Here is a 24,007-nt window from a genome sequence, read left to right as displayed (position 1 = left end):
ACGCGGGAGGCCCCCGGCGGATGTCCGCCGGGGGCCTCCCGTGGCCGGGGAGGGACGCCGGGAGGTCAGACGGCCTCTGCCACCGTCCGCCGCTCCCCCTCGCCCGGCGCGGCGTCCCCTGCCGCGTCGTCCCCGGCCGGCTTCTTCGGTCCCGCGCCCCGCAGCGGCACCTCCTTGACGAACACCGCGGCGGCCAGCGCCGCCACGGCCACGGCCGCGCCGAGCAGGAACGCGGAGTGCGTACCGGCGGAGACGGCGTACTGGTACGCCTCGCGGGCCGCCTCCGGCAGCTTCGCCAGGCTCGCCGCGTCCAGCTGCGCCGACTGCTCGGTCACCTTCGAGCCGAGGGCGCCGGCCCGCTCGGCCATCACGTCCTGGACCCGGTGGTTGAACAGGGCGCCCATGATCGCGACGCCGAAGGACGAGCCCAGGGTGCGGAACAGGGTGGACGTGGAGGACGCGACGCCCATGTCCTTCAGCTCGACGCTGTTCTGCGACACCAGCATGGTGATCTGCATCAGGCAGCCCATGCCCGCGCCGACGACGGCCATGTAGACCCCCGAGGTGAGGCGCGTGGTCTCCGTGTCCATCTGCGCGAGCAGGAACAGGCCCACGGTCATCAGGACGCTGCCCGCGACCGGGAACACCTTGTACCGGCCGGAGGAGGTGGTGACCCGGCCCGCGACCATCGAGACCACGAGCATCGCGCCGAGCATCGGCAGGAGCAGCAGCCCGGAGTTGGTGGCGGACGCGCCCTGCACCGACTGCTGGTACAGCGGCAGGAACAGCGTCGCGCCGAACATCACGAAGCCGGTGATGAAGCCGATCACCGACATGAGGGTGAAGTTGCGGCTGCGGAAGATGTGCAGCGGCATGACCGGCTCGGCCGCCCGGGTCTGCACGAACACGAAGCCGACGAGCGCGGCGACGCCGATCCCGGTCAGCTCCATGATCATCGCGGAGCCCCAGGCGTACTCGGTGCCGCCCCAGGTGGTGACCAGCACGATCGCGGTGATGCCCACGGTCAGCAGGGCCGCGCCCAGGTAGTCGATCCGACCACCGGACCGCTTCTTCGGCAGGTGCAGCACGGCGCTGATCGCGATCAGCGCGACGATGCCGAGCGGCAGGTTGATGTAGAAGGACCAGCGCCAGCCCCAGTGGTCGGTGATGGTGCCGCCGACGAGCGGTCCGCCGATCATGGCGAGCGCCATCACACCGGCCATCATGCCCTGGTACCTGCCGCGCTCCCGGGGCGGGATCAGGTCGCCGATGATCGCCATGACGCCGACCATCAGACCGCCGGCGCCCAGGCCCTGGACCGCGCGGAAGCCGATGAGCTGCCCCATGTCCTGCGCCATGCCGCTGAGCGCCGAGCCGATCAGGAAGATCACGATCGAGCTCATGAACGCGCCCTTGCGGCCGTACATGTCGCCGACCTTGCCCCAGATCGGGGTGGAGGCCGCGGTGGCCAGCGTGTAGGCGGTGACGACCCAGGAGAGGTGCTCCAGGCCGCCCAGCTCGCCCACGATGGTCGGCATCGCGGTGCCGATGATCATGTTGTCCAGCATCGCGAGCAGCATCGCCACCATCAGCGCGAGCAGGACGACGCGCACGCTGCGCGGTGGTGCCCCCGCGCTCTCCTCCGCCACCGGTTTCGTCTCCGCCATGGTCCCCCACTCCCCTGGGTGATACTTCTTTACTTACTTGCCGCCCGGCAAGTTGGTTACAGTGGGGGAAGGTAGCCCGCGAACTAGCCGGGCGTCAAGTAAGTTTGTGATGGGGCCGTACCGGCGTCACCATGATCGTCGGACGGCCGCCGGCCGGCCGGGGCACAGGGAGTCCGAGGAGTCGCCGCCATGGGCAGCAGCAAGCAGCAGCCGCGCCGCGGGAACACGCGTCAGCGCATCCAGGACGTGGCCCTCGAACTCTTCTCCGAGCAGGGGTACGAGAAGACCTCCCTGCGCGAGATCGCCGAACGGCTCGAGGTCACGAAGGCGGCGCTCTACTACCACTTCAAGACCAAGGAGGACATCCTCGTCAGCCTCTTCGAGGACCTGACGAGGCCGATGGACGAGCTGATCGCCTGGGGCGCGGAGCAGCCGCACAGCCTGGAGACCAAGCAGGAGGTCCTGCGCCGCTACAGCGACGCCCTGTCCGGCGCGGCGCCCCTGTTCCGCTTCATGCAGGAGAACCAGGCGACGGTCCGCGAGCTGAGCGTCGGCGACGCCTTCAAGAAGCGCATGATCGCGCTGTTCGACATCCTCAAGGAGCCGGACGCGCCACTGACCGACCAGGTCCGCTGCGTCAGCGCGCTCTTCACGATGCACGCCGGGATGTTCGCCCTGCAGGACGTCGAGGGCGACCCCGAGGAGAAGCGCAAGGCCGTCCTCGAGGTCGCCATGGACCTGGTCGCGCAGGCGCACGGCGGCGCCTGACCCGGTGCGTCAGACGCTGACGCCCTTGCTCCGCAGGAAGGCCACCGGGTCCACGGCCGAGCCGTAGTCCGGGGTCGTGCGGATCTCGAAGTGCAGGTGCGGGCCGCTGGAGTTGCCGGTGTTGCCGGACAGGGCGATGCGCCGGCCGGTGGTGACGACCTGGCCGACCTTCACCTCGATGCGGGACAGGTGGGCGTACTGCGAGTACGTGCCGTTGCCGTGCCTGATGACGACGGCGTTGCCGTACGCGGGGCCGTCGCCGGCGCCGTTCCCGCCCGCCTTGACGACCGTGCCGCCGTGGGCCGCGACCACCTTGGTGCCGGACGGCACCGCGAAGTCCTGGCCGGAGTGCTTGGCCGCCCACATGCCGCCGGCCTGGTTGAACCTGGCGCTCAGCGTGTAGCCGGAGACCGGGTCGACCCAGGAGGCGGCGCTCTTCGCGGCGGCCGCGGGCCTGGCGGCCGCCTTCTTCGCGGCGGCGGCCTTCTGCGCGGCGGCCGCCTTCTCGGCAGCGGCCGTCTTCTTGGCGTCGGCCGCCGCCTTCTCCGCCTTCGCGGCGGCCTTGGCCTGCGCCTCGGCCTGCGCCTTGACGGAGGAGGCCGTGGTGCTGCTCGCGCTGTCGAGGACAGTCTCCGCGGCGACCGCGACCCCGGCCCCCAGGGCGACCGACACTCCGAGGCCGGCGGCCAGGACGGCCGCACGCGCACGGATCGGGGACGCGCCGGGGCGGGGGGACTTGGTGCGCTGGGACATGCGGGGACTACCTCCGGGGACGGGGGGCTGAACATCAGCGCACCCGGCACGTCGCGGGACACGCCGGGTGGATGCCCCATTGGTAACCCGAGGCCCGTTACGTCGACAAAGTCCCCACCTACGACCGTACGTCGTACTTGAGAGCGAAAACTAACCATTGAGGATCAAGAAGACGTCCCGTCGGCAATTGATCCTTTTCGGTCCACCCCATCTGGTTTAGCCGCACTTCGGAGGGCGTCCCGTCAGGGCCGCGACGCGGGACGGGGCGGTGGCCGGGAGGGCTTGCCGAAGGTCCGGCGGAGACGGGGACCTCGGTCCTCTCCGCGCCGTCGGACCGGTCCACTACCCCGGTTAGTACCGGCACCGGGACCTGTGCGGCATGTCACGGGCCGGGAAGATCCAACAGCCGCCCTATGTGACCCGGACCACGCCGACCGCGCATCCGCCGACCGCTCCCGCCCGTGCCGACCACCCGCCCGCCGACCGCTCCCGCCCGTACCGACCGCACGCCCGTCGACCGCTTCCGCCGGCGCCGACCGCGCCCTTGCCGGTCGCCCCCGCCGACGCCGGACGCACGCCCGTCGTCCGCCTTCGCCGACGCGGGCCACGGCCCCTGCGGCACCCCTTCCGCCCCGGCGCGGCCGTCCCGCGACACAGCGTCGCGCCTCGTCGACCCTCAGTGGGCATCCATCGGTTACCACTCGGTAATGCCGGTGTCCCCCGCCGGTCCCCCGCCGCCGCGACGATGCCGGGCGGCACCCGTTCCCCGCTTCCCGAGACGAGAGGAACCCCCACATGACCGGACGCAGCCGCACGCGCCTGCTCGGCACCGCCGCCGCCACCGCGGCCGTCCTCGGCGCCGTGGTGACCCCGGCGGCCGCGGCGCCCGCCACGGCGGCCCCGGCCGCCGCCACGGCCGTCACCGCCACCGCCACCGCCGCCCAGGACGTCGACCACGCCACCTGGCAACGCGACTGCCGGGCCGTCATGGCCCAGGCCCTCCCCTACCTGGAGGAGCGCATCGCCGGCGCCCCGGCGGGCGAGAGGCCCGCGATCGTCCTGGACGTCGACAACACCGCCCTGGAGACCGACTTCGGCTTCAGCTACCCGCAGCCGGCCAACGCGCCCGTCCTGGAGGCCGCCGAGTACGCCCAGGAGCACGGGGTCGCGGTCTTCTTCGTCACCGCCCGCCCCGGGATCGTCCAGTCCGTGACGCGCTACAACCTCCAGCACGTCGGCTACGACGTCGCGGGGCTGTACGTGCGCGGGCTCGGCGACCTCTTCGACGACGTGGCCGACTACAAGACCGCCCGGCGCGCCGCGATCGAGGCGCGGGGCTACACGATCATCGCGAACATCGGCAACAGCGCGACCGACCTGTCGGGCGGGCACTCCGAACGGACGTTCAAGCTGCCGGACTACGACGGGCAGCTCTCCTGACGCCCTGAACGGGTCCCGGGCACGCGGAAGGGGCCGGTGCCCGAAGGCACCGGCCCCTTGTCCGGCGTGCGCCCGGAGGCCCGGGTGTTACGCGTCCTTGCTCAGGTTCGGCCCGGCTCCGCCGGCGGCCTGCTCGATCGGCGGGGCGTCCGGCAGGGCCGACTTCTCCTCACCGCGGAAGGTGAAGGTCTTGTTCTCGCCCTCGCCCTCCGTGTCGACGACCACGATGTGGCCGGGGCGCAGCTCGCCGAAGAGGATCTTCTCGGACAGCACGTCCTCGATCTCGCGCTGGATGGTCCGGCGCAGCGGCCGGGCGCCCAGCACGGGGTCGTAGCCCTTCTTGGCGAGGAGCGACTTGGCGGTCGGGCTGAGCTCGATGCCCATGTCCCGGTCCTTCAGCCGCTCGTCCACCTTGGCGATCATGAGGTCGACGATCTGGATGATGTCTTCCTCGGTGAGCTGGTGGAAGACCACCGTGTCGTCGACACGGTTCAGGAACTCCGGGCGGAAGTGCTGCTTCAGCTCGTCGTTGACCTTGGCCTTCATGCGCTCGTAGCCGGTCTTCGTGTCGCCCTGGGCGGCGAAGCCCAGGTTGAAGCCCTTGGAGATGTCCCGGGTGCCGAGGTTGGTCGTCATGATGATGACCGTGTTCTTGAAGTCCACGACCCGGCCCTGGGAGTCGGTCAGGCGACCGTCCTCCAGGATCTGCAGCAGCGAGTTGAAGATGTCCGGGTGGGCCTTCTCGACCTCGTCGAAGAGGACCACCGAGAACGGCTTGCGCCGCACCTTCTCGGTCAGCTGGCCGCCCTCCTCGTAGCCCACGTAGCCGGGGGGCGAACCGAAGAGACGCGAGACCGTGTGCTTCTCGCTGAACTCCGACATGTCGAGGGAGATCAGCGCGTCCTCGTCGCCGAAGAGGAACTCCGCGAGGGTCTTGGACAGCTCGGTCTTACCGACGCCGGACGGGCCGGCGAAGATGAACGAGCCGCCGGGACGCTTCGGGTCCTTCAGACCCGCACGCGTGCGCCGGATGGCCTGGGAGAGCGCCTTGATGGCGTCCTTCTGGCCGATGACCCGCTTGTGGAGCTCGTCCTCCATGCGCAGCAGGCGCGAGGACTCCTCCTCGGTCAGCTTGAAGACCGGGATGCCGGTGGCGGTGGCGAGGACCTCGGCGATCAGCTCGCCGTCGACCTCGGCGACGACGTCCATGTCGCCGGCCTTCCACTCCTTCTCCCGCTTGGCCTTGGCGGCCAGGAGCTGCTTCTCCTTGTCGCGCAGGGAGGCGGCCTTCTCGAAGTCCTGCGAGTCGATCGCGGACTCCTTGTCCCGGCGGACACCGGCGATCTTCTCGTCGAACTCGCGCAGGTCCGGCGGCGCGGTCATCCGGCGGATGCGCATCCGGGAACCGGCCTCGTCGATCAGGTCGATCGCCTTGTCCGGCAGGAAGCGGTCCGAGATGTACCGGTCGGCGAGCGTCGCCGCCTGTACCAGGGCCTCGTCCGTGATGGAGACCCGGTGGTGCGCCTCGTACCGGTCGCGCAGGCCCTTGAGGATCTCGATCGTGTGCGGCAGGGACGGCTCCGCGACCTGGATGGGCTGGAAGCGGCGCTCCAGGGCCGCGTCCTTCTCCAGGTGCTTGCGGTACTCGTCGAGCGTGGTCGCACCGATGGTCTGCAGCTCGCCGCGGGCCAGCATCGGCTTCAGGATGCTCGCCGCGTCGATCGCGCCCTCGGCGGCACCCGCACCGACCAGCGTGTGCAGCTCGTCGATGAACAGGATGATGTCGCCGCGCGTGCGGATCTCCTTGAGCACCTTCTTCAGGCGCTCCTCGAAGTCACCGCGGTAGCGGGAGCCGGCGACCAGCGCGCCCAGGTCGAGGGTGTAGAGGTGCTTGTCCTTGAGGGTCTCGGGCACCTCGCCCTTGACGATGGCCTGCGCCAGGCCCTCGACGACGGCGGTCTTGCCGACGCCGGGCTCGCCGATGAGCACGGGGTTGTTCTTCGTCCGGCGGGACAGCACCTGCATGACCCGCTCGATCTCCTTCTCGCGCCCGATGACCGGGTCGAGCTTGGACTCGCGGGCGGCCTGGGTGAGGTTCCGGCCGAACTGGTCGAGGACCAGGGACGTGGAGGGCGTGCCCTCGGCAGGACCGCCGGCGGTGGCGGTCTCCTTGCCCTGGTAACCGGAGAGCAGCTGGATGACCTGCTGCCGCACCCGGTTGAGGTCTGCGCCCAGCTTGACCAGGACCTGGGCGGCGACGCCCTCGCCCTCGCGGATCAGGCCGAGCAGGATGTGCTCCGTGCCGATGTAGTTGTGGCCCAGCTGAAGTGCCTCGCGGAGCGACAGCTCCAGGACCTTCTTGGCACGGGGGGTGAAGGGGATGTGGCCCGAGGGCGCCTGCTGGCCCTGGCCGATGATCTCCTCCACCTGCTGGCGGACCGCCTCGAGCGAAATCCCGAGGCTCTCCAGGGCCTTAGCGGCGACACCCTCACCCTCGTGGATCAGTCCCAGGAGAATGTGCTCGGTGCCGATGTAGTTGTGGTTGAGCATCCGGGCTTCTTCCTGAGCCAGGACGACAACCCGCCGCGCGCGGTCGGTGAACCTCTCGAACATCGTTAATCGCTCCTCAGAGCGGTCAGGCAGTGAAGGGGACGCTCCCCTCCCTGTCCTTCCGCAGCTTAGTCCCGCAAGCGGGGACCGCTCATTCCAACTGCCGACACCGTCCTTGGCCTCCTGACCCGGAACGCCGACATCTGCCTCAACCCGATGGTGCGAGACGATGTTCCCGCAGGCCAGGCAGATACCCCCACCACCGCTACGCCGATGGCGAACGTGAGATGCCCGGGCCCGAAGTGTCGCCTCTCCCACTAGGCATGTCTTACCCGCAGCGACTGACACTCCATGCCGGGAGCGCCGGTTCCCTCCGCTACGGGCGAACATCCTTGCGCCGGCTACCGCCTCTGAGCGCACCCCCGTTCCGCACGCTGTGCGCACGGACAGCGACTCAGCGTAACCCAGGGGTGCTCCGGGCGGTTGCTCCTGACATGACCGCAGCGATCCCGCCGCCGATCCCCGCCCCGCGCCGCCCGCAGGACCCGGACGGGTGGCTGCGGCGGTGGTACGAGGACGGGCTGGGCTGGACGACCGCGCCCGGCCCGCCGCCGGTGCTGGAGACCGGCGTGCGCTTCGACGTGCTGGACGTGCCGGAGGAGGCGGGGCGGGCCGCGCTGCGGCACCTGCTGCCGGGCTCGCCGGTGGCGGTGCGGGGCGGCCGGACGCAGTTCCTCGTCGCCGCGGGCAGCGCGGACGAACTGCCGGGCCTGCTCGACTGGCTGGAGTGGGGGACGCTCGCGCTGGACCTGCGGGTCCTGGGCCCGGGCGGGCGCATCGAGGCGCCCGTGCCGCCGGGCGGGCCGCCGTGGACGCCGTCGGCGCGGGGCGTCACGGGCGGGCCGGGTGCCGGGCGGGAGGGCCGTGCGGGCGCCGCCGGGCCTCCGGTGCCCCACGGGGCTCCGGTCGACGGGCTCGCGGCCGCCGGCGGTCCGCAGGGGGCCGCCGTGTGGCTGCGACCCCCGGAACCGGGCTGTGCGGTGGAGCCGTCACTGCCGACGCTGTCGGCCCTCGGCGGGGGCGGTGGGGGCGCCCCCGATCTCGTACGGCTCGTGGACACGGTGGCGACGGAGTGCCACCGCATCCGGCTGCGGCGGGCGAGCGCTCAGCCGTTGGCCTTCTCGTAGGCCTCGCGGATCGAGGCGGGGACGCGGCCGCGGTCGTTGACCTCGTAGCCGTTCTCCTTCGCCCAGGCGCGGATCTGCGCGGTGTCCTGGCCGCCGCCGCCCGAGGCCGCGCGGGTCTTGCCGCGTCCGCCCGAGGCACGGCCCCCGGTGCGCCGGCCGCCCTTGACGTACGGGTCGAGCAGACCGCGGAGCTTGTCGGCGTTGGCGGTCGTGAGGTCGATCTCGTACGTCTTGCCGTCCAGCGCGAACGTCACGGTCTCGTCCGCCTCGCCGCCGTCGAGGTCGTCGACAAGAAGGACCTGAACCTTCTGTGCCACCGGATTTCCTTTCATCGATATCTTCAGGGCCGGGGGTCCGCGACGGCTGCCGCTGTTTCACGTCCCCTGTTATATGCAGTACTGCAGTACGTCGGAAAGCAAACCGCTTTTGCTGGAAAAACACAAACCCCTGGGAGAGACCTACCGATGCGGGTGGTCCGGAAACGTGCGCGTTTCGGACATAGGGACCGCGGGCATGCCGCGCCGGGGTTTTAGCCGACGGCGATCACAGATGCAGAAGCATCCGGCTGTTGCCCAAGGTGTTCGGTTTCACTCGTTCGAGACCCAGGAACTCCGCGACACCCTCGTCATAGGAACGCAGCAGCTCCTCGTAGACATCGGTGTCGACGGGCGTCTCCCCGATCTCCACGAAGCCGTGCTTCGCGAAGAAGTCGACTTCGAAGGTGAGGCAGAAAACCCGGCGAACGCCGAGCCAGCGGGCGGTCTCCAGCAACTTCTCCAGCAAGCGGTGACCGACGCCGGCGCCCTTGAGCCCGCGGTCCACCGCGAGAGTGCGCACTTCCGCGAGGTCCTCCCACATGACGTGCAGCGCGCCGCAGCCCACGACCCGCGCCTCCGCGCCCGCACCCTGTTCCGCGACCCAGAACTCCTGGATGTCCTCGTAAAGCGTCACCGTCGCTTTGTCGAGCAGGATGCCGCCGCGGACGTAGGCGTCAAGGAGGCGGCGTACCGCCGGGACATCGCCGGTCCTGGCCCGGCGGACGGTGATTGCTTTAGCGGCGTCTTCGGTGACTTCGGGGTGCTCTGCTGGCATGACTCGGACGCTATCGCCCGGCGCCGTCCGGCGAGGCGGCGGGGTTCTCGTGCGCACCGTTCTCGTCCCGGCGGTTCTCGTACGCGGGCTTCTCGTCGCCGTTCTCATCCGCGCGGTTCTCCTGTGTGCGGTTCTCCTCCGCGCGGTTCTCGCTCCCGGCGGTTTCCGGTACTCGGACGACGCGAACGGCATCATGCAGCGCTTCCCGCTGTTCCGGTGACATCATCCCGAAGAAGGCGACGAGAGCGGCGGCCGCGTTGTCACTGTGGGACCACGCGTCGTTCATCAGTGCGGCCGCGTAGGCCGCACGTGTGGAGACCGCCTCATATCGATAGGCCCGCCCTTCCGCCTCACGGCGCACCCAGCCCTTCTGGTGAAGATTGTCCAGAACGGTCATCACGGTGGTGTACGCGATGGAGCGTTCCTGTTGAAGGTCTTCGAGGACTTCCCGAACGGTCACCGGGCGGTTCCACTTCCACACCCGCGTCATGACCGCGTCTTCGAGTTCTCCCAGGGGGCGAGGCACAACTCAACACGATACCGTCGCAAGTCCCGAAAGATGCGACGTACACGGCTTACCGCGCCGATGTAAACAAAAAGGGCGTACGACTCGAATACGTGGAGTCGTACGCCCCTGAGGGTGCCGGGCGCGGGCGGGGCTCAGGCGCCGGCGTCGCCCTGCGCCCGGCGGGCGCTCTCGGCGTGTGCGACGGCGGCGTCGACGGCCGCGTCCTCCTTGGCCTTGTTCGCCCCGCCCTGGGTCTTCACGATCGTCACGATGACGCCGGTGAAGAGCGCGGCCATCACGACCGGGGGCAGGAGCGCGGAGACGTAGTCCATGCCTCCAGAGTAGCCAGACGGCGCGCGGACGCCGCCGCCGGGCCCGCGACACGCGGGCCGGGGCGGCGACAGGCTCTAGTGCCGTGACCGGAAGGGTTCACCGGCTCACGACGCCCGGCACGGCACTCCCTCTGGCTCTTCGAGCAGGGGGGGGACCCCACGCCGCGCTGTCGGAGCCACCCGGGTACGCCCGGTACGAGGGTGGTCCTCCGCCTCGCGACGCACCGGACGCCGCGAGCCCACGGCAGACCTTTCCGGTCACGGCACTAGCCCGCCACCCGGCGGCGCGTGCGGTCCGACGGGGGCCGGACCGGCCTGCGGGGCGGGAAGACCTCGCCCGGGGTCGGGACGGGCCGGGGCAGGCGCACGGGGCGCGGCTCGCGCGTGGGGGCCGGGTCGGCCGCGGGGTCAGCGGCGGGCCCGCCGGGCTTGTCACCGGGGCGCGCGGCGCCCAGGCCGCCGGGGAGGGCCGTCAGGCGGGCCCGGGAGGCCGCGGGCAGGGCGCGGGCGAGCCTGGTGCGGACGTCCTCCTCGGTCAGGGAGCGGCAGCGCTCCAGGAGGGCCGCCGCCGCGGGGTTGCCGCGCAGCGCCCGCAGCGCGGCGAGGTCGTCGACGCCCGGCTGGTACCCGGCGCCGAGGGCCTCCCGCAGGAGCGCCAGGTACCCGGCCGCCGTGCCGGGCAGGGCGGCCCGGTAGCGGGTCAGGTCGGCGACCAGGAAGGCGCGCAGCCGGGCGGCCTCCCGGGTCGCCTCGTCGACGGCCTCGGCGAGCCGCAGACAGTCCCGGACGTCCTCGGAGGAGGAGGTGCCGGAGCGAAGGGCGAGGGCGAGGGCACGGCGGAGCACACGAATCTCCTGTGCGCCGAACGCCATGCCGCCACGGGATCCGTAAGGCGTGGGCATGCGGTGACGATACGAGCTAATCCGACAAAATCCACTCAGGACGGTCATATGGCGTCGGTATGCCACTCGTGCGGCCCCCTGCCCGCGGGCGGCGCCACCCGTACGGGCGCCCGCGGTCCCCGCGCGGAGACCGCAGCCCTCGTACGGACGGCGGTGCGAGGCGCCCCGGGCCGTCCCGCGCGGATCCCCGTCCCCGCGGACCGGGCCCGGCCGGGGCGGCGCGGCTCAGCTGCGCGACACGTTCCGCTCGTAGACCAGCCGCAGGCCGATCAGGGTCAGCCAGGGCTCGTGCTCGTCGATCACGGACGCCTCGCCGAGGACCATGGGGGCGAGGCCGCCGGTGGCGATGACCGTGACGTCGTCGGGGTCGTCGGCCAGCTCGCGGGCCATGCGGTTGACCACGCCGTCGACCTGGCCCGCGAAGCCGTAGACGATGCCCGCCTGCATGGCCTCCACGGTGTTCTTGCCGATCACCGCACGCGGGCGGGCCAGCTCGATCTTGCGCAGCTGGGCGCCGCGCACCCCGAGGGCCTCGACGGAGATCTCGATGCCCGGGGCGATGACGCCGCCGGTGTACTCCCCGCGCGCGGAGACCGCGTCGAACGTCGTCGCCGTGCCGAAGTCGACGACGATGGCCGGGCCGCCGTACAGCTCGACGGCCGCGACCGCGTTGATGATGCGGTCGGCGCCGACCTCCTTGGGGTTGTCCATCAGGATCGGCACGCCCGTCTTGATGCCCGGCTCGACGAGCACGGCGGGCACGTCGCCGTAGTACCTGCGGGTGACCTCGCGCAGCTCGTGCAGGACCGAGGGGACGGTCGAGCAGATCGCGATGCCGTCGATGCCGTCGCCCAGCTCCTCGCCGAGCAGCGGGTGCATGCCCATCAGGCCCTGGAGCAGCACGGCCAGCTCGTCGGCGGTGCGGCGGGCGTCCGTGGAGATGCGCCAGTGCTCGACGATGTCCTCGCCGTCGAAGAGGCCGAGGACCGTGTGGGTGTTCCCCACGTCGATCGTGAGCAGCACGACTACTCCGCCTCACGCAGGTCGAGGCCGATGTCCAGGATCGGCGAGGAGTGCGTCAGGGCGCCCACCGCGAGGAAGTCGACGCCCGTCCGCGCGTACGCCCCGGCGTTCTCCAGCGTCAGGCGGCCCGATGCCTCCAGGAGCGCGCGGCCGCCGACCAGGGCCACGGCCTCCTCGCACTCGCCGGGCGTGAAGTTGTCCAGCAGGATCAGGTCGGCGCCCGCGTCGACGACCTCGCGCAGCTGGTGCAGGGTGTCCACCTCGACCTCGATGGGCACCTCCGGGAAGGTCTCCCGGACGGCCGCGAAGGCCTGGGTGACGCCGCCCGCGGCGACCACGTGGTTGTCCTTGACCAGGGCCGCGTCCGAGAGGGACATGCGGTGGTTGACGCCGCCGCCGCAGCGCACCGCGAACTTCTCCAGGGAGCGCAGTCCGGGCGTGGTCTTGCGGGTGTCGCGGACCTTCGCCTTCGTGCCCTCCAGGGCGTCCGCCCACGCGCGCGTGGCGGTGGCGACGCCGGACAGGCGGCACAGCAGGTTCAGCGCGCTGCGCTCGGCGGTGAGCAGGTCGCGGGTGCGGGTGGTGACGCTGAGGAGCTTCTGCCCGGCCTCGACGCGGTCGCCGTCGTCGACGTGCCGCTCCACCTCGAACTCGTCGGTGCACACCACCGAGAGCACCGCCTCGGCGACCCGCAGCCCGGCCACGACGCCGGCCTCGCGGGCGGTGAAGTCACCGGTGGAGACCGACGCCTCGGGGATGGTGGCGACCGTCGTGACGTCCACCCCGTGGTCGAGGTCCTCGTCGATGGCCAGGTGGGCGATGTCCTCGACCTCCACGGGGTCGAGGCCGGCGTCGGCGAGGAGCTGGGCCAGCGCGGGGTCGAGGCCGCACTCCACGGCGTCCGGTTCGTACTCGCCCTCGGCACCGCAGCCGCAGCCGTCGCCGCAGCCGCCGCTCACGAGGGGAAGGTCGGGGGTGGTCACTTCTGTCACTGCTCCTGGGGACGGGGCCGGGGCTCCGGCCGCCGTACGGGGGTCTCCCCCGCGCGGTCGGTGCCCGGGGCCCGGAGGACGGTCGGGGGGAAGTCTGCTGTGTCGGTGGTGCGCACGGCGAGGGTCCGGTCGGGATTCAGCCGTACGACGACGTGGCGGCGCCAGCCGGCGTCGTCGCGGTCGGCGTGGTCCTCGCGCCAGTGGCAGCCGCGGGTCTCCTCGCGCAGCCGGGCGGCGGCGACCAGGACGCGCGCCACGCACAGGAGGTTGGTGGCCTCCCAGGCGTCGACGCCGGGCTCGGCCGTCTTGCCGTGCTCGGCGAGGGCGTCGCGCGCCTCGGCGTGCAGCCGGTCCAGGCGCTCGGCGGCCTTCTCCAGGGACGCGGCGGAGCGCAGCACGCCCGCGCCCTCGGTCATGGTCCGCTGGATCGCGAGGCGGGCCTCCGGGGCGAGCAGCGGGTGCGCGGGCTTCTGCGCGGGGGCCACGGGCGCGGGCACGCGCGCGTGCAGGCCGTCGTCCGCGTGCCGGGCCGCGATGTCGGCGGCGATGCGCTCGGCGTAGACGAGGCCTTCGAGGAGGCTGTTGGAGGCGAGCCGGTTGGCGCCGTGCACGCCCGTGCAGGCGACCTCGCCGCACGCGTAGAGGCCCGGCACCGTGGTGCGGCCGTGGTGGTCCGTGCGCACGCCGCCGGAGGCGTAGTGGGCGGCCGGGGCGACCGGGACCGGGTCGGTGACCGGGTCGATGCCGTGGGCGCGGCAGGCGGCGAGGATCGTCGGGAAGCGGTGCTCCCACATCTCGGCGCCGAAGTGCCGGGCGTCCAGGTACATGTGCTCGGCGCCCTGCTCCTGCATCCGGCGCATGATGCCCTTGGCGACGATGTCGCGCGGCGCCAGCTCGGCCAGCTCGTGCTGCCCCGCCATGAAGCGCACGCCGTCGGCGTCCACCAGGTGGGCGCCCTCACCGCGTACGGCCTCCGAGACCAGCGGCTGCTGGCCCTCGGCGTCCGCGCCCAGGAACAGCACGGTCGGGTGGAACTGCACGAACTCCAGATCGCTGACCTCGGCCCCGGCGCGCAGCGCGAGCGCGACGCCGTCGCCGGTGGACACCGACGGGTTGGTGGTCGCCGAGAAGACCTGGCCCATGCCGCCGGTGGCGAGGACCACGGCGGGCGCGTGGACGGCGCCCACGCCGTCGTGCTGGCCCTCTCCCATGACGTGCAGGCTGACGCCCGCGGCGCGGCCGTCGGCGTCCGTCAGCAGGTCCAGGACCAGCGCGTTCTCCACGGTACGGAGACCGCGCGCGCGGACCGCGTCGACCAGGGCGCGGGAGATCTCCGCGCCCGTGGCGTCGCCGCCCGCGTGCGCGATGCGGCGGCGGTGGTGGCCGCCCTCCCGGGTGAGCTGGATGCCGCCCGCCTCGTCGGTGTCGAAGTGCGCGCCGGTGTCGATCAGACGGCGTACGGCGTCCGGGCCCTCGGTGACCAGGATGCGCACGGCCTCCTCGTCGCACAGGCCCGCGCCGGCCACCAGGGTGTCGTCCAGGTGCTGCTCGGGGGTGTCGCCCTCGCCCAGGGCCGCGGCGATGCCGCCCTGCGCCCAGCGGGTGGAGCCGTCGTCCAGGCGGGCCTTGGTGACGACGACCGTGCGCAGGCCCGCGGCGTCGCAGCGCAGCGCGGCGGTGAGCCCGGCGACCCCGGAGCCCACCACCACGACGTCGGCGTCCAGGGACCAGCCGGGGGCGGGGGCGTGCAGACGTATGCCGGTGACCGTCACGGGGCGGCTCCGAAGGTGAGGGGGATGTTGTCGATCAGCCGGGTCGTGCCGACCCGGGCGGCGACGGCGAGGACCGCCTCGCCGGTGAAGCCGGCCCGCACGTCGGAGAAGTCGGACGGGTCGACCAGCGCCACGTAGTCGAGCACGAGCGGCGGCCGCAGGCGGGCGGCCTCGTCGAGGACCAGACGGGCCGCGGCGAGGACCGCGGCGGGTCCGGAGGGGCCCGCGGGGGCGGCCTTGGCGACGGCGTGCGCGTCGGCGGCGGCCCGGGACTCGCCGAGCGCGCTCAGCGCCTCGGCCCGCGCGCGCGTGGCGGGCACCTCGCGGGCCCGCGCGCGCAGCGCCTCCTGGGCGGCGTGCCGGTCGCGGCCCGCGAACAGCGCCCGGGACAGGGCCAGGGCGGTACGGCGCTCGTCCGCGGACAGGTAGCGGTTGCGGCTGGACAGGGCGAGGCCGTCGGGCTCGCGCACGGTCGGCACGCCGACGATCTCCACGCCGAAGTTCAGGTCGCGCACCATGCGGCGGACCAGGGCGAGCTGCTGGGCGTCCTTCTGCCCGAACAGCGCCACGTCGGGGCGGGTGAGGTGCAGCAGCTTGGCGACGACGGTCAGCATGCCGTCGAAGTGGCCGGGCCGCGAGGCACCCTCCAGGCGCTCGCCCATGGGACCGGCGCCGATGCGGACCTGGGGCTGCCCGCCGGGGTAGACCTCCTCCACGGAGGGGGCGAACACGGCGTCCGCGCCCGCCTCCTCGGCGATCTTCACGTCGGCGTCCAGGGTGCGCGGATAGCGGTCGAGGTCCTCGTTCGCACCGAACTGCAGGGGGTTCACGAACACCGTGACGACGACCTCGCCGTCGCTCCCGGCGAGCTCCCGGGCGGTCCGGACCAGCGTGGCGTGGCCCTCGTGCAGGGCGCCCATGGTCATCACGACGGCACGGCGGCCGCGGCGCACGCGGGCGTGCAGCTCGTCGGCGGTGTGCAGCACGGCGGCGGTCATCGGGGCCCTCCCTCGGTCCCGTCGGTCCTGCCGGACCCGCCGGACGCCCCGTCGGCGAGCACGCCCAGCAGGTCCTCGGCCAGCTCGGGCCTGAGCAGCCCGTGGGCGAGCGCGCGGTCGGCGGTCGCGCGGGCCATCGCCAGATAGCCGGTCACCGTCTGCGGGGCGTTCCTGCGCAGCTCGGCGATGTGCGCGGCGACCGTGCCGGCGTCGCCGCGCGCGACCGGCCCGGTGAGGGCCGCGTCGCCCGAGCGCAGGGCGTTGTCCAGGGCCGCGCCGAGCAGCGGGCCGAGCATCCGGTCGGGCGCCGACACGCCCGCCGTGCGCAGCAGCTCCATGGACTGGGCGACCAACGTCACCAGGTGGTTGGCGCCCAGCGCGAGGGCCGCGTGATAGAGCGGGCGGGACTCCTCGGCGATCCACTCGGGCTCGCCGCCCATCTCGATCACCAGGGCCTCGGCGGCGAGGCGCAGCTCCTCGGGGGCGGTAACGCCGAAGGAGCACCCGGCCAGGCGCTGCACGTCCACGGGGGTGCCGGTGAAGGTCATCGCCGGGTGCAGCGCGAGCGGCAGCGCCCCCGCGCGCAGCGCCGGGTCGAGCACCTTCGCGCCGTACCGCCCGGAGGTGTGCACGAGCAGCTGGCCCGGGCGGACCGCGCCCGTCCCGACGAGTCCCTCGACGAGCCCGGGCAGGGCGTCGTCCGGGACCGTCAGCAGGACCAGCTCGGAGCGGTCCAGGACCTCCTCGGGCGTCACCAGGGGGACGCCGGGCAGGAGCAGGGCGGCGCGCCGCCGGGAGGCGTCGGAGACCCCGGAGACGGCGACCGGGCGATGACCGGCGAGCTGGAGCGACGCGGCCAGGGCGGGGCCCACCCGGCCGGCGCCGACGACGCCGACGGTGAGCCGCGCCGGGCGGTCCTTGGGGTCTGGCTGTGGGACTGTACTCACGCGACGAGGGCCTTCCGTTCCAGTCCGCTCGGGGTACCGGACGATTTCTCGTCATGTTAACGCGATCGGTTCCGCCGCCGTCTCCCCGTCCACAGGCTGTGGGTAATCCCATGTGCCCGCGCGACACCGGGCGCGGCATGATCCAGGCATGAGCGACAGCGAGACGGCACACGGCCCGGCCACCCCGCACGACGACGGCCGCGCCGGTCACCCCCAGGACGACGGCCCCGCGGAGGGCGCCGGTACCGAAGCGGCCGGGGGGCCGCCGGCGGAGCTGCGGGAACGGCGGCTGGCCGCCTGGCGGAGCGCGCGGCGGGCCCTGTCGCGCCCCGGCCACCAGGAGACGGTCGGCGAGCGGCTGGCCCGGCTGGTGGCGGCGGCCCCGGACGTGTACGACCTGGACCGGCGGGCGGACATGTACGGCGACGGCGTCGTGGAGACCCTGGAGAAGCGGGTCGCGGACCTGCTCGGCAAGGAGGCCGCCGCCTTCTTCCCCTCCGGCACCATGGCCCAGCAGGTCGCCCTGCGCTGCTGGGCGGGGCGCACGGGGAACCCTGTGGTGGCCCTGCACCCCCTGTCCCACCCGGAGGTGCACGAACGGCACGCGCTGAGCACGGTGAGCGGGCTGCGCACCGTCCACCCGACGCGCGAGCCCCGGCTGCCGGACGCCGGCGAGGTGCGCGGCCTGGAGGAGCCCTTCGGGACCCTGATGCTCGAACTGCCCCTCCGGGACGCCGGTTTCGTCCTGCCCTCCTGGGAGGAGCTCGCCGCCACCGTGGAGGCGGCCCGCGAGCGCGACGCGGTGGTGCACTTCGACGGGGCCCGCCTGTGGGAGTGCACGACGCACTTCGGGCGCCCCCTGCACGAGATCGCCGACCTCGCGGACAGCGTCTACGTGTCGTTCTACAAGTCGCTCGACGGGCTGGGCGGGGCGGCGCTCGCGGGCCCCAGGACCCTCGTCGACGAGGCGCGGGCCTGGCGGCACCGGTACGGCGGGCAGGTCTTCCAGCAGTTCCCGACCGCCCTGTCGGCGCTGGTCGGCCTCGAACGGGAGCTGCCCCGGCTGCCGGAGTACGTCGCCCACGCGCGCGTGGTGGCGGCGGCGCTGCGCGAGGGGTTCGCGCAGGCCGGTGTCCGCGGGGCGCGCGTGCACCCCGAGGTGCCGCACACGCACCAGTTCCAGGTCTGGCTGCCCTGCGACGGGGAAGTGCTGGCCGAGGCGGGCGCCCGCCAGGCCGAGGAGACGGGGGTCGCGCTGTTCCCGGGCGCCTGGAGACGCGTCGGGCCCGGATTCGGCTGCACGGAGGTCACCGTGGCCGCGCCCGGCCTGGAGTGGACGGCCGAGGACGTCCGCGCGGCCGTCGCGGAGTTCGTGGGCCGGCTGCCCTGACGGCCGCCGTACGCCGGCCGCCCGAAGGGCCGTACGGGACGGCCGGCTCGGGCCGCCCCGCCGGGGATGGGCACCCCTGGTGCCCACCGGGGGCGTCCGTCAGGGGTGCTCGCCAAGAGTGCCCGCCATGGGTGCCCGCCGAGGGCGTCTCACCGGGGGTGCCTCACCGGGCGCCCCGCCAGGGAGGCGGTGGATCGACCCGCCCGTCGGCGTCCGCCGCGTCCGCCGCGTGCACCGCGCGCGGCCGTGCCGGGGACGCGCGCGGAGCCGGCCGCGGGCCGGGCGGGCCGTCGCGTCGAGTGACGGCGGGCCGTCAGTCGATCGACGGGGGCCGGCGATCGGCGGCCGCGCTGTCGGCGGCGGGGTGCACCATGAGGTCATGAGCGTGCGCATCGACATCTCCGGCCTGCGCCGGGAGGGGCGCCACCCCGCCCGGCCGGAGTCCGCGGCCCGGGGCGGGGTCGCGGTGGTGACCTCGCCGCTGGCCGAGCTCTGCATGGCCCTGCACGTACTGGCGGAGCCGGGGCACCACCCCGGGCTCCAGGCCTGGGTGGCCGGGGTGACCGCCCGGCTCGACCCGTGCCTGGCCGACAGCATGGGCGAGGCCGACTTCCTGTGGCGCACCACGTTCTCGGACGTGTTCGTGCCCGCGGCGGGACTGCCGGGCGGCACGCTTCCGGGCGCCACGCTCGCCGAGGACCTGGACCTGCTGGACAGGCTGTCCGACGAGCAGTTCGTGGACGCGGCCCTGGAGTTCACCTGCGCGCTGCCGTACGACACACGCCCGGCGCGGGTCCTCGCCGACCCCGCGATGCGCGAGCGCGCCCTGGAGCTGGCGGCCGCGCGCGGACCGCAGCCGGTGCGGTTCACCCGGCGGCTGCTGGAGGACCCGCCGCACGTACGGGTCTGGCTGCGGCGGTTCCTGGAGGACTGCGACGAGGCGTTCTTCGCGGACGTCTGGTCCCGGATGCGCCACCAGCTCACGGCGGACGCCCGGCACAAGACCGACATCCTCCGGCGCAAGGGGCTCGCCGAGGCGCTGACGGCCGTGTCGCCGGTGGTGACGCTGGACGAGGACGAGCAGCGGATCACGGTCGACAAGCTGAACGAGGGGCGCACGAGCACGGCGGACGGCAGCCTGCTGCTGATCCCGACGAGCCTGGGCCGCCCCCATCTGATGGTCCTGCACCGGTACGGGTGGCAGCCGGTGCTGCACTACCCCGTCAGCTCGCCGGCGCCCGCCGCCCCGCCCTCGGTGGAGCAGCTGACGCTGCGGATGACGGCCCTGTCGCACCCCGTGCGGATGCGGATGTGCCGCCACCTGGCGCGCAGCGCGTTCACCACGGGCGAGCTGGCGAAGGTGGAGGGCATGTCGGCGCCGGAGATATCCCGGCACCTCGCCCTCCTCAAGAAGGCGGGCCTGATCACGACCCGGCGCCGCGGCCGGTACGTGCTGCACCAGCTGGACGTCACGGTGGTGGCGCGGCTGGGCGGCGACTTCCTGGAGGGCGTCCTGCGCTGAGCCCGCACCGCGCCGGCCCCTGGGGCGCGGACCGCGTACGGGGCCCGGGAGCGCGGACGGGTACGGCGCTCACCAGGGCTCAGGAGCGCGTACGGGCCCGGGTGATGCGCGGACCGCGTACGGGGCCGGGCGGTGCGCGGACGCTCAGTCGAACCGGATGTGCCGCGCCCCCACCGCCGCCCGGCGCAGGCGTCCGCGCAGGGCGCCGTCCTTGTCGGGCGCGAGCGTGAGGCCCGCCAGCACGGCGATGCGGTCGGCCGTCCGGGAGACCGACGTGCGGTCCGTCCACAGGTGCTCGGCGAACTCCGGTTCCCGCAGCCGCTCCAGGCAGCGGTCCAGCTGCTCCACCGCCCAGCTCTCCCGGCGCAGCGGCGCGTCCTTGCCGGCGACGAGCCCGAGGAGACGCCCGAAACCGCGTTCGCGCAGCCGCCGCAGCACGGTCTCGCGCTCGGCGAGCAGCGTGAAGTGCCGTACGTCGTGCCCTTTGTCGCGCAGCCGGCCGACGGTCTCCTCGAAGTGGGCGGGCTCGACGACCGTCATCGGCGCGATCACCACGCCGTCGTGCCCCGTGAGCGCCAGGTCCAGCACCTCGTACACCCCCTGCCGCCACGCGGCCAGGTCCTGGAAGTCGCCGCGCAGGCCGGGCGGCAGCATGCGGTGCAGGCCGAAGCCCACGTGCTCGGGGTCGCAGACGACGCTGCCCGGCAGCCGCCGCCGGATCTCGTGTGCGGTCTGTGTCTTGCCGCCCCCGAAGGGGCCGTTGATCCACAGGAGCATGCGCAGACCCTAGTGGGCCCGCGCCACGCCCCGGTCACGCGCGGAGCGGGCGGCGGGACCCGGCACCGGCCCGGGCTGATCCGGGCCGGGCTGGGCAGCACCGGGCCGGATCGGCCCTTGCGGTCCGGAGCAGCCGTGGCGGCCCGGGGCAGTCCCGGTCAGCCGTTGCGGCCCGCGCGCACCAGGCCCGTCTCGTAGGCGAGCACCACGACCTGGACGCGGTCGCGCAGCCCCAGCTTGGTGAGGATGCGGCCGACGTGGGTCTTCACGGTCGCCTCGGACAGCACCAGCCGGGCCGCGATCTCACCGTTCGACAGACCCTGCGCGACCAGCACCATCACCTCGCGCTCGCGGTCGGTCAGCCGCTCCAGCTCCTTGAGCGGGGGCTCCCCGCCCGGGTCCGGCAGCATCGGCGCGAACCGGTCGAGGAGCCGCCGGGTCGTGGACGGCGCGACCACCGCGTCGCCGCTGTGCACGGAGCGGATCGCGGCGAGCAGCTCGCCGGGCGGCACGTCCTTGAGCATGAACCCGGAGGCGCCCGCCTTGAGCCCGGAGAAGGCGTACTCGTCGAGGTCGAAGGTGGTGAGGATGAGCACCTTCGGCGGATCGGCCTCCATGCAGATGCGGCGGGTGGCCTCCACGCCGTCCAGCTTCGGCATGCGGACGTCCATCAGCACCACGTCGACCTCGGTGTCGCGCAGCGCCAGCAGGGCCTCCACCCCGTCGCCCGCCTCCGCCACGACCTCCATGTCCGGCTGGGCGGCCAGCACCATCCGGAACCCGGTGCGCAGCAGCACCTGGTCGTCGACGAGCATCACGCGGATCGGCATGGCGGGGTCCTTCGGTCGGACGGCGGTGGTCGGCGGGTCGCCGCGGTCGGCGGGTCGCCGTGGTCGGCAGGTGGCCGTGGTCGGCGGGTGACAGCGTTTGGCGGATGGCGGCGGTCGGCGGGCGGCGGGTGGCGGCGGCAGGAACGACGGGCACGTGTCAGTGGGCGGGCTTGAGCGGGAGCAGGGCGCTGATGCGGAAGCCGCCGCCCGGGCGCGGCCCCGCGTCCAGGGTGCCGCCGACCATGCCGACGCGCTCGCGCATGCCGATCAGGCCGTGCCCGCTGCCGTCGGCGCCGCCCTCCTCGTACAGCTCGTGGGGCGCGCCCTTGCCGTCGTCCTCGACGAGCAGGCCGAGCCCGTCGTCGAAGTAGACCAGGCGCACACTGGCCCCGGCGTTCGGACCGCCGTGCTTGCGGGTGTTGGTGAGCGCCTCCTGCACGATGCGGTACGCCGTCAGCTCGACGCCGCTGGGCAGCGGGCGCGGGGTGCCCTCGACCTTGTAGTCGACGGGCAGCCCGGAGGTGCGGACCTGCTCTATGAGGTCCTCCAGCTGCTCGACGTCGGGCTGGGGCACGTACTCGCCGGTCTCCTGGGGCTCGCCGGTGCGCAGCACGCCGAGCAGCCGGCGCATCTCCGCGAGCGCCTGGCGGCCGGTGCCCGAGATGGTCTCCAGGGCCTTCTTGGCCTGGTCGGGCGCGGTGTCCATGACGTACGCGGCACCGTCGGCCTGGACCACCATCACCGAGACGTTGTGCGCGACCACGTCGTGGAGCTCGCGCGCGATGCGGGCGCGCTCCGCGGCGACCGCGACCTTGGCCTGCGCCTCGCGCTCCCGCTCCAGACGGGCGGCGCGCTCCTCCAGCTGGGCCATGTAGGCGCGGCGGGTGCGGATGGAGTCGCCGAGCACCCAGGCGAGCGCGAAGGGCACCGACTCGAAGACCGCCAGCAGCAGCGAGCCCCAGGCGCCCACGTTCTCCAGGGGCCAGCGCAGGTGCGAAAGGCCCGCCGCGCACAGGCCGCCGATCAGCGCGAGCCGGGACGCCCACCGGGCGCCGTCCGCCGCGGCGGTGTAGATGATCACGAGCATGGCGAAGTCGGCCGCCATCACCGGCACGTCCAGCGCGAGCTGCGCAATGCCCATCGCCGCGACGAGCAGCAGCGTCTTCTCCGGCATCCGCCGGCGCAGCGCCACGGCCAGGCACAGGCCCAGCACGATCGGGACCATGGCCCATTCCGGGGCCTGCCCCCGGGACTGCGGATCGGCCGTCTCGCCCACCAGGCTGACCGCGAGCAGGACGACGGCCCAGAAGCTGTCGACCCATGTCGGGTACCTGCGGAGAAAACCATAGAGGCGCTGCACGTAACCCAGCGTAGGCAGGCGTACCGACCACCGGGGTCACCCCGGGGGCCGATCCGGAACCGGCTCGCGTACTCCCCAAGGTGGAGGGCGGCCGGGCCGCGGCGCTTAGCCTGGCGCGGTGAGACACGAGGAGACGGGCGGGTGGCGCGGGTGGCGGCAGGCGTCGGAGGAGGCCCTGTACGGCCCCGGCGGGTTCTACCGGCGGCCCGAGGGGCCCGCGGGCCACTTCCGTACGTCGGTGCACGCGTCGCCGCTGTTCGCGCGGGCGGTGGCCCGGCTGCTGTGCCGGGTCGACGAGGCGCTGGGCCGCCCCGGTGAACTGGCCTTCGTCGACATGGGCGCGGGCCGGGGCGAACTCGTGACCGGCGTCCTGGACGCGCTGCCCGCCGACGTGGCCTCCCGCGCGCGCGGGTACGCCGTCGAGCTGGCCGGCCCCCCGGCCGGGCCCGACCCGCGCGTCACGTGGTGCGCGGAGCCGCCGTCCGGCGCCGTGGGCCTGCTGTTCGCCAACGAGTGGCTCGACAACGTGCCCCTGGACGTCGCCGAGGTGGACGAGGCGGGCGTGCCGCGCCTGGTCCTCGTGCGCGAGGACGGCACGGAGAGACTCGGCGAGCCGGTGAGCGGGGAGGACGCGGCGTGGCTGCGCAGCTGGTGGCCACTGGACGGCGGTCCCGCCGGGGAGGCCGGGGAGGCGGACGGCGTCGTTCCCGTCGGGCTGCGGGCCGAGATCGGGCGGACCCGCGACGCGGCCTGGGCGCGGGCCGTGGCGTCCCTCGGGCGCGGCCTCGCCGTCGCCGTCGACTACGCCCACCGCGCGGACGCCCGCCCGCCCTTCGGGACGCTCACCGGCTTCCGGGAGGGCCGGGAGACGCGGCCCGTGCCCGACGGCTCCTGCGACATCACCGCGCACGTGGCGCTGGACGCGTGCGCGCTGCCCGGGGCCGCGCGGCTCACCCAGCGGGCCGCGCTGCGCGCCCTCGGCGTCGGCGGCGGCCGGCCCCCGCTGTCCCTGGCCTCCACGGACCCGGCGGCGTACGTACGGGCCCTCGCGGACGCGGGCGCCGCGGGCGAGCTCACCGCGCCGGGCGGCCTCGGCGACTTCGGCTGGCTGCTCCAGCCGGTCGGGATCGAGGTGCCGGGCGAGCTGCTGCCGCCCGGCTGAGCGGCCCCGGACGCCCGCTCGCCGCCCGGACGCCC

The 24,007-nt window shown here is 73.7% G+C and carries 22 protein-coding genes; 6 read left to right on the top strand and 16 right to left on the bottom strand.

Annotation, left to right across the window (positions count from 1 at the left end):
• Positions 1–65 precede the first annotated feature (65 nt).
• The gene (locus IE271_RS29235; RefSeq protein WP_190193471.1) at positions 66–1,667 is read right to left on the bottom strand and encodes an MDR family MFS transporter; all 1,602 of its coding nucleotides are present in this window, start codon (positions 1,665–1,667) and stop codon (positions 66–68) included.
• A 189-nt stretch (positions 1,668–1,856) separates the two neighbouring features.
• Here IE271_RS29235 and IE271_RS29230 point away from each other — a divergent pair, with 189 nt between their 5' ends.
• Positions 1,857–2,435: a TetR/AcrR family transcriptional regulator gene (locus IE271_RS29230; protein WP_190193470.1), complete on the top strand. Its 579-nt coding sequence runs from the start codon at positions 1,857–1,859 to the stop codon at positions 2,433–2,435.
• Positions 2,436–2,444: 9 nt separating this feature from the next.
• Here IE271_RS29230 and IE271_RS29225 read toward each other — a convergent pair whose 3' ends face one another.
• Positions 2,445–3,188: a M23 family metallopeptidase gene (locus IE271_RS29225; RefSeq protein WP_190193469.1), complete on the bottom strand. Its 744-nt coding sequence runs from the start codon at positions 3,186–3,188 to the stop codon at positions 2,445–2,447.
• A gap of 795 nt (positions 3,189–3,983) precedes the next feature.
• Between IE271_RS29225 and IE271_RS29220 the strand changes: the two genes are divergently transcribed.
• Positions 3,984–4,628 (top strand): HAD family acid phosphatase, encoded by a 645-nt coding sequence (locus IE271_RS29220; RefSeq protein WP_190193468.1) that lies wholly within the window; start codon positions 3,984–3,986, stop codon positions 4,626–4,628.
• Between the two features lie 87 nt (positions 4,629–4,715).
• On the opposite strand, the gene IE271_RS29215 is transcribed toward IE271_RS29220, so the two are convergent.
• Positions 4,716–7,241, bottom strand: a complete 2,526-nt coding sequence (locus IE271_RS29215; protein WP_190193467.1) for an ATP-dependent Clp protease ATP-binding subunit — start codon at positions 7,239–7,241, stop codon at positions 4,716–4,718.
• A 431-nt stretch (positions 7,242–7,672) separates the two neighbouring features.
• Between IE271_RS29215 and IE271_RS29210 the strand changes: the two genes are divergently transcribed.
• Positions 7,673–8,365 (top strand): SCO3374 family protein, encoded by a 693-nt coding sequence (locus tag IE271_RS29210; protein WP_190193466.1) that lies wholly within the window; start codon positions 7,673–7,675, stop codon positions 8,363–8,365.
• On the opposite strand, the gene IE271_RS29205 is transcribed toward IE271_RS29210, so the two are convergent.
• The 10 genes from IE271_RS29205 to IE271_RS29160 form a co-directional block, all read right to left on the bottom strand.
• The gene (locus IE271_RS29205; RefSeq protein ID WP_190193465.1) at positions 8,344–8,682 is read right to left on the bottom strand and encodes a histone-like nucleoid-structuring protein Lsr2; all 339 of its coding nucleotides are present in this window, start codon (positions 8,680–8,682) and stop codon (positions 8,344–8,346) included. The genes IE271_RS29210 and IE271_RS29205 overlap by 22 nt on opposite strands.
• Positions 8,683–8,908: 226 nt before the next feature.
• Complete coding sequence (locus tag IE271_RS29200) at positions 8,909–9,457, bottom strand: amino-acid N-acetyltransferase (protein ID WP_190193464.1); 549 nt, start codon at positions 9,455–9,457, stop codon at positions 8,909–8,911.
• A 10-nt stretch (positions 9,458–9,467) separates the two neighbouring features.
• A complete protein-coding gene (locus IE271_RS29195) occupies positions 9,468–9,983 on the bottom strand; it encodes a BlaI/MecI/CopY family transcriptional regulator (protein WP_229919625.1) in 516 nt (171 codons plus the stop codon).
• Positions 9,984–10,117: 134 nt separating this feature from the next.
• Positions 10,118–10,297, bottom strand: a complete 180-nt coding sequence (locus tag IE271_RS29190) for a hypothetical protein (protein WP_190193463.1) — start codon at positions 10,295–10,297, stop codon at positions 10,118–10,120.
• 266 nt (positions 10,298–10,563) lie between these two features.
• Positions 10,564–11,199 carry a hypothetical protein gene (locus IE271_RS29185; protein WP_229919624.1) on the bottom strand — a complete coding sequence of 212 codons (636 nt, stop codon included), beginning with the start codon at positions 11,197–11,199 and terminating at the stop codon, positions 10,564–10,566.
• A 225-nt stretch (positions 11,200–11,424) separates the two neighbouring features.
• Positions 11,425–12,222, bottom strand: a complete 798-nt coding sequence (locus IE271_RS29180) for a type III pantothenate kinase (RefSeq protein WP_190193462.1) — start codon at positions 12,220–12,222, stop codon at positions 11,425–11,427.
• Between the two features lie 2 nt (positions 12,223–12,224).
• Complete coding sequence (gene nadC, locus IE271_RS29175; protein ID WP_190193461.1) at positions 12,225–13,205, bottom strand: carboxylating nicotinate-nucleotide diphosphorylase; 981 nt, start codon at positions 13,203–13,205, stop codon at positions 12,225–12,227.
• Between the two features lie 5 nt (positions 13,206–13,210).
• The gene (locus IE271_RS29170) at positions 13,211–14,986 is read right to left on the bottom strand and encodes an L-aspartate oxidase (protein ID WP_190193460.1); all 1,776 of its coding nucleotides are present in this window, start codon (positions 14,984–14,986) and stop codon (positions 13,211–13,213) included.
• The gene (gene panC, locus IE271_RS29165) at positions 14,983–15,984 is read right to left on the bottom strand and encodes a pantoate--beta-alanine ligase (RefSeq protein WP_190193459.1); all 1,002 of its coding nucleotides are present in this window, start codon (positions 15,982–15,984) and stop codon (positions 14,983–14,985) included. The genes IE271_RS29170 and panC overlap by 4 nt, the downstream gene beginning before the upstream one ends.
• Positions 15,981–16,931, bottom strand: coding sequence for a Rossmann-like and DUF2520 domain-containing protein (locus IE271_RS29160; RefSeq protein ID WP_190193458.1), 951 nt, complete (start codon positions 16,929–16,931; stop codon positions 15,981–15,983). Before IE271_RS29160 ends, panC begins: the two co-directional genes overlap by 4 nt.
• Before the next feature lie 148 nt (positions 16,932–17,079).
• Between IE271_RS29160 and IE271_RS29155 the strand changes: the two genes are divergently transcribed.
• Entirely contained in the window at positions 17,080–18,321 is a 1,242-nt protein-coding gene (locus IE271_RS29155) for a threonine aldolase family protein (protein ID WP_190193457.1), read from the top strand.
• A 379-nt stretch (positions 18,322–18,700) separates the two neighbouring features.
• Positions 18,701–19,843, top strand: a complete 1,143-nt coding sequence (locus IE271_RS29150; protein ID WP_190193456.1) for a DUF5937 family protein — start codon at positions 18,701–18,703, stop codon at positions 19,841–19,843.
• A gap of 144 nt (positions 19,844–19,987) precedes the next feature.
• Here the strand turns inward: IE271_RS29150 and IE271_RS29145 are convergent, their stop codons facing one another.
• From IE271_RS29145 to IE271_RS29135, 3 genes are all read right to left on the bottom strand, one after another.
• Positions 19,988–20,620 (bottom strand): AAA family ATPase, encoded by a 633-nt coding sequence (locus IE271_RS29145; RefSeq protein ID WP_190193455.1) that lies wholly within the window; start codon positions 20,618–20,620, stop codon positions 19,988–19,990.
• Positions 20,621–20,778: 158 nt separating this feature from the next.
• Positions 20,779–21,450 (bottom strand): response regulator transcription factor, encoded by a 672-nt coding sequence (locus IE271_RS29140; RefSeq protein ID WP_190193454.1) that lies wholly within the window; start codon positions 21,448–21,450, stop codon positions 20,779–20,781.
• A gap of 157 nt (positions 21,451–21,607) precedes the next feature.
• The gene (locus IE271_RS29135; RefSeq protein ID WP_190193453.1) at positions 21,608–22,810 is read right to left on the bottom strand and encodes a sensor histidine kinase; all 1,203 of its coding nucleotides are present in this window, start codon (positions 22,808–22,810) and stop codon (positions 21,608–21,610) included.
• A gap of 118 nt (positions 22,811–22,928) precedes the next feature.
• Here IE271_RS29135 and IE271_RS29130 point away from each other — a divergent pair, with 118 nt between their 5' ends.
• Positions 22,929–23,972: an SAM-dependent methyltransferase gene (locus IE271_RS29130; protein ID WP_190193452.1), complete on the top strand. Its 1,044-nt coding sequence runs from the start codon at positions 22,929–22,931 to the stop codon at positions 23,970–23,972.
• Positions 23,973–24,007 lie beyond the last annotated feature (35 nt).

Source organism: Streptomyces minutiscleroticus, from assembly GCF_014650875.1.
GTDB classification, from domain to species: Bacteria; Actinomycetota; Actinomycetes; order Streptomycetales; family Streptomycetaceae; genus Streptomyces; species Streptomyces minutiscleroticus.
The sequence above is the reverse complement of the archived record's forward strand: the minus strand, read 5'-3'. Positions and strand labels throughout refer to the sequence as shown.

What these genes read in the sequence shown, in the direction of transcription:
- IE271_RS29235 (WP_190193471.1), bottom strand. Translation starts at nt 1,667, where the DNA reads ATGGCGGAGACGAAACCGGTGGCGGAGGAGAGCGCGGGGGCACCACCG.
- IE271_RS29230 (WP_190193470.1), top strand. Translation starts at nt 1,857, where the DNA reads ATGGGCAGCAGCAAGCAGCAGCCGCGCCGCGGGAACACGCGTCAGCGC.
- IE271_RS29225 (WP_190193469.1), bottom strand. Translation starts at nt 3,188, where the DNA reads ATGTCCCAGCGCACCAAGTCCCCCCGCCCCGGCGCGTCCCCGATCCGT.
- IE271_RS29220 (WP_190193468.1), top strand. Translation starts at nt 3,984, where the DNA reads ATGACCGGACGCAGCCGCACGCGCCTGCTCGGCACCGCCGCCGCCACC.
- IE271_RS29215 (WP_190193467.1), bottom strand. Translation starts at nt 7,241, where the DNA reads ATGTTCGAGAGGTTCACCGACCGCGCGCGGCGGGTTGTCGTCCTGGCT.
- IE271_RS29210 (WP_190193466.1), top strand. Translation starts at nt 7,673, where the DNA reads ATGACCGCAGCGATCCCGCCGCCGATCCCCGCCCCGCGCCGCCCGCAG.
- IE271_RS29200 (WP_190193464.1), bottom strand. Translation starts at nt 9,457, where the DNA reads ATGCCAGCAGAGCACCCCGAAGTCACCGAAGACGCCGCTAAAGCAATC.
- IE271_RS29190 (WP_190193463.1), bottom strand. Translation starts at nt 10,297, where the DNA reads ATGGACTACGTCTCCGCGCTCCTGCCCCCGGTCGTGATGGCCGCGCTC.
- IE271_RS29185 (WP_229919624.1), bottom strand. Translation starts at nt 11,199, where the DNA reads ATGCCCACGCCTTACGGATCCCGTGGCGGCATGGCGTTCGGCGCACAG.
- panC (WP_190193459.1), bottom strand. Translation starts at nt 15,984, where the DNA reads ATGACCGCCGCCGTGCTGCACACCGCCGACGAGCTGCACGCCCGCGTG.
- IE271_RS29155 (WP_190193457.1), top strand. Translation starts at nt 17,080, where the DNA reads ATGAGCGACAGCGAGACGGCACACGGCCCGGCCACCCCGCACGACGAC.
- IE271_RS29150 (WP_190193456.1), top strand. Translation starts at nt 18,701, where the DNA reads ATGAGCGTGCGCATCGACATCTCCGGCCTGCGCCGGGAGGGGCGCCAC.
- IE271_RS29145 (WP_190193455.1), bottom strand. Translation starts at nt 20,620, where the DNA reads ATGCTCCTGTGGATCAACGGCCCCTTCGGGGGCGGCAAGACACAGACC.
- IE271_RS29140 (WP_190193454.1), bottom strand. Translation starts at nt 21,450, where the DNA reads ATGCCGATCCGCGTGATGCTCGTCGACGACCAGGTGCTGCTGCGCACC.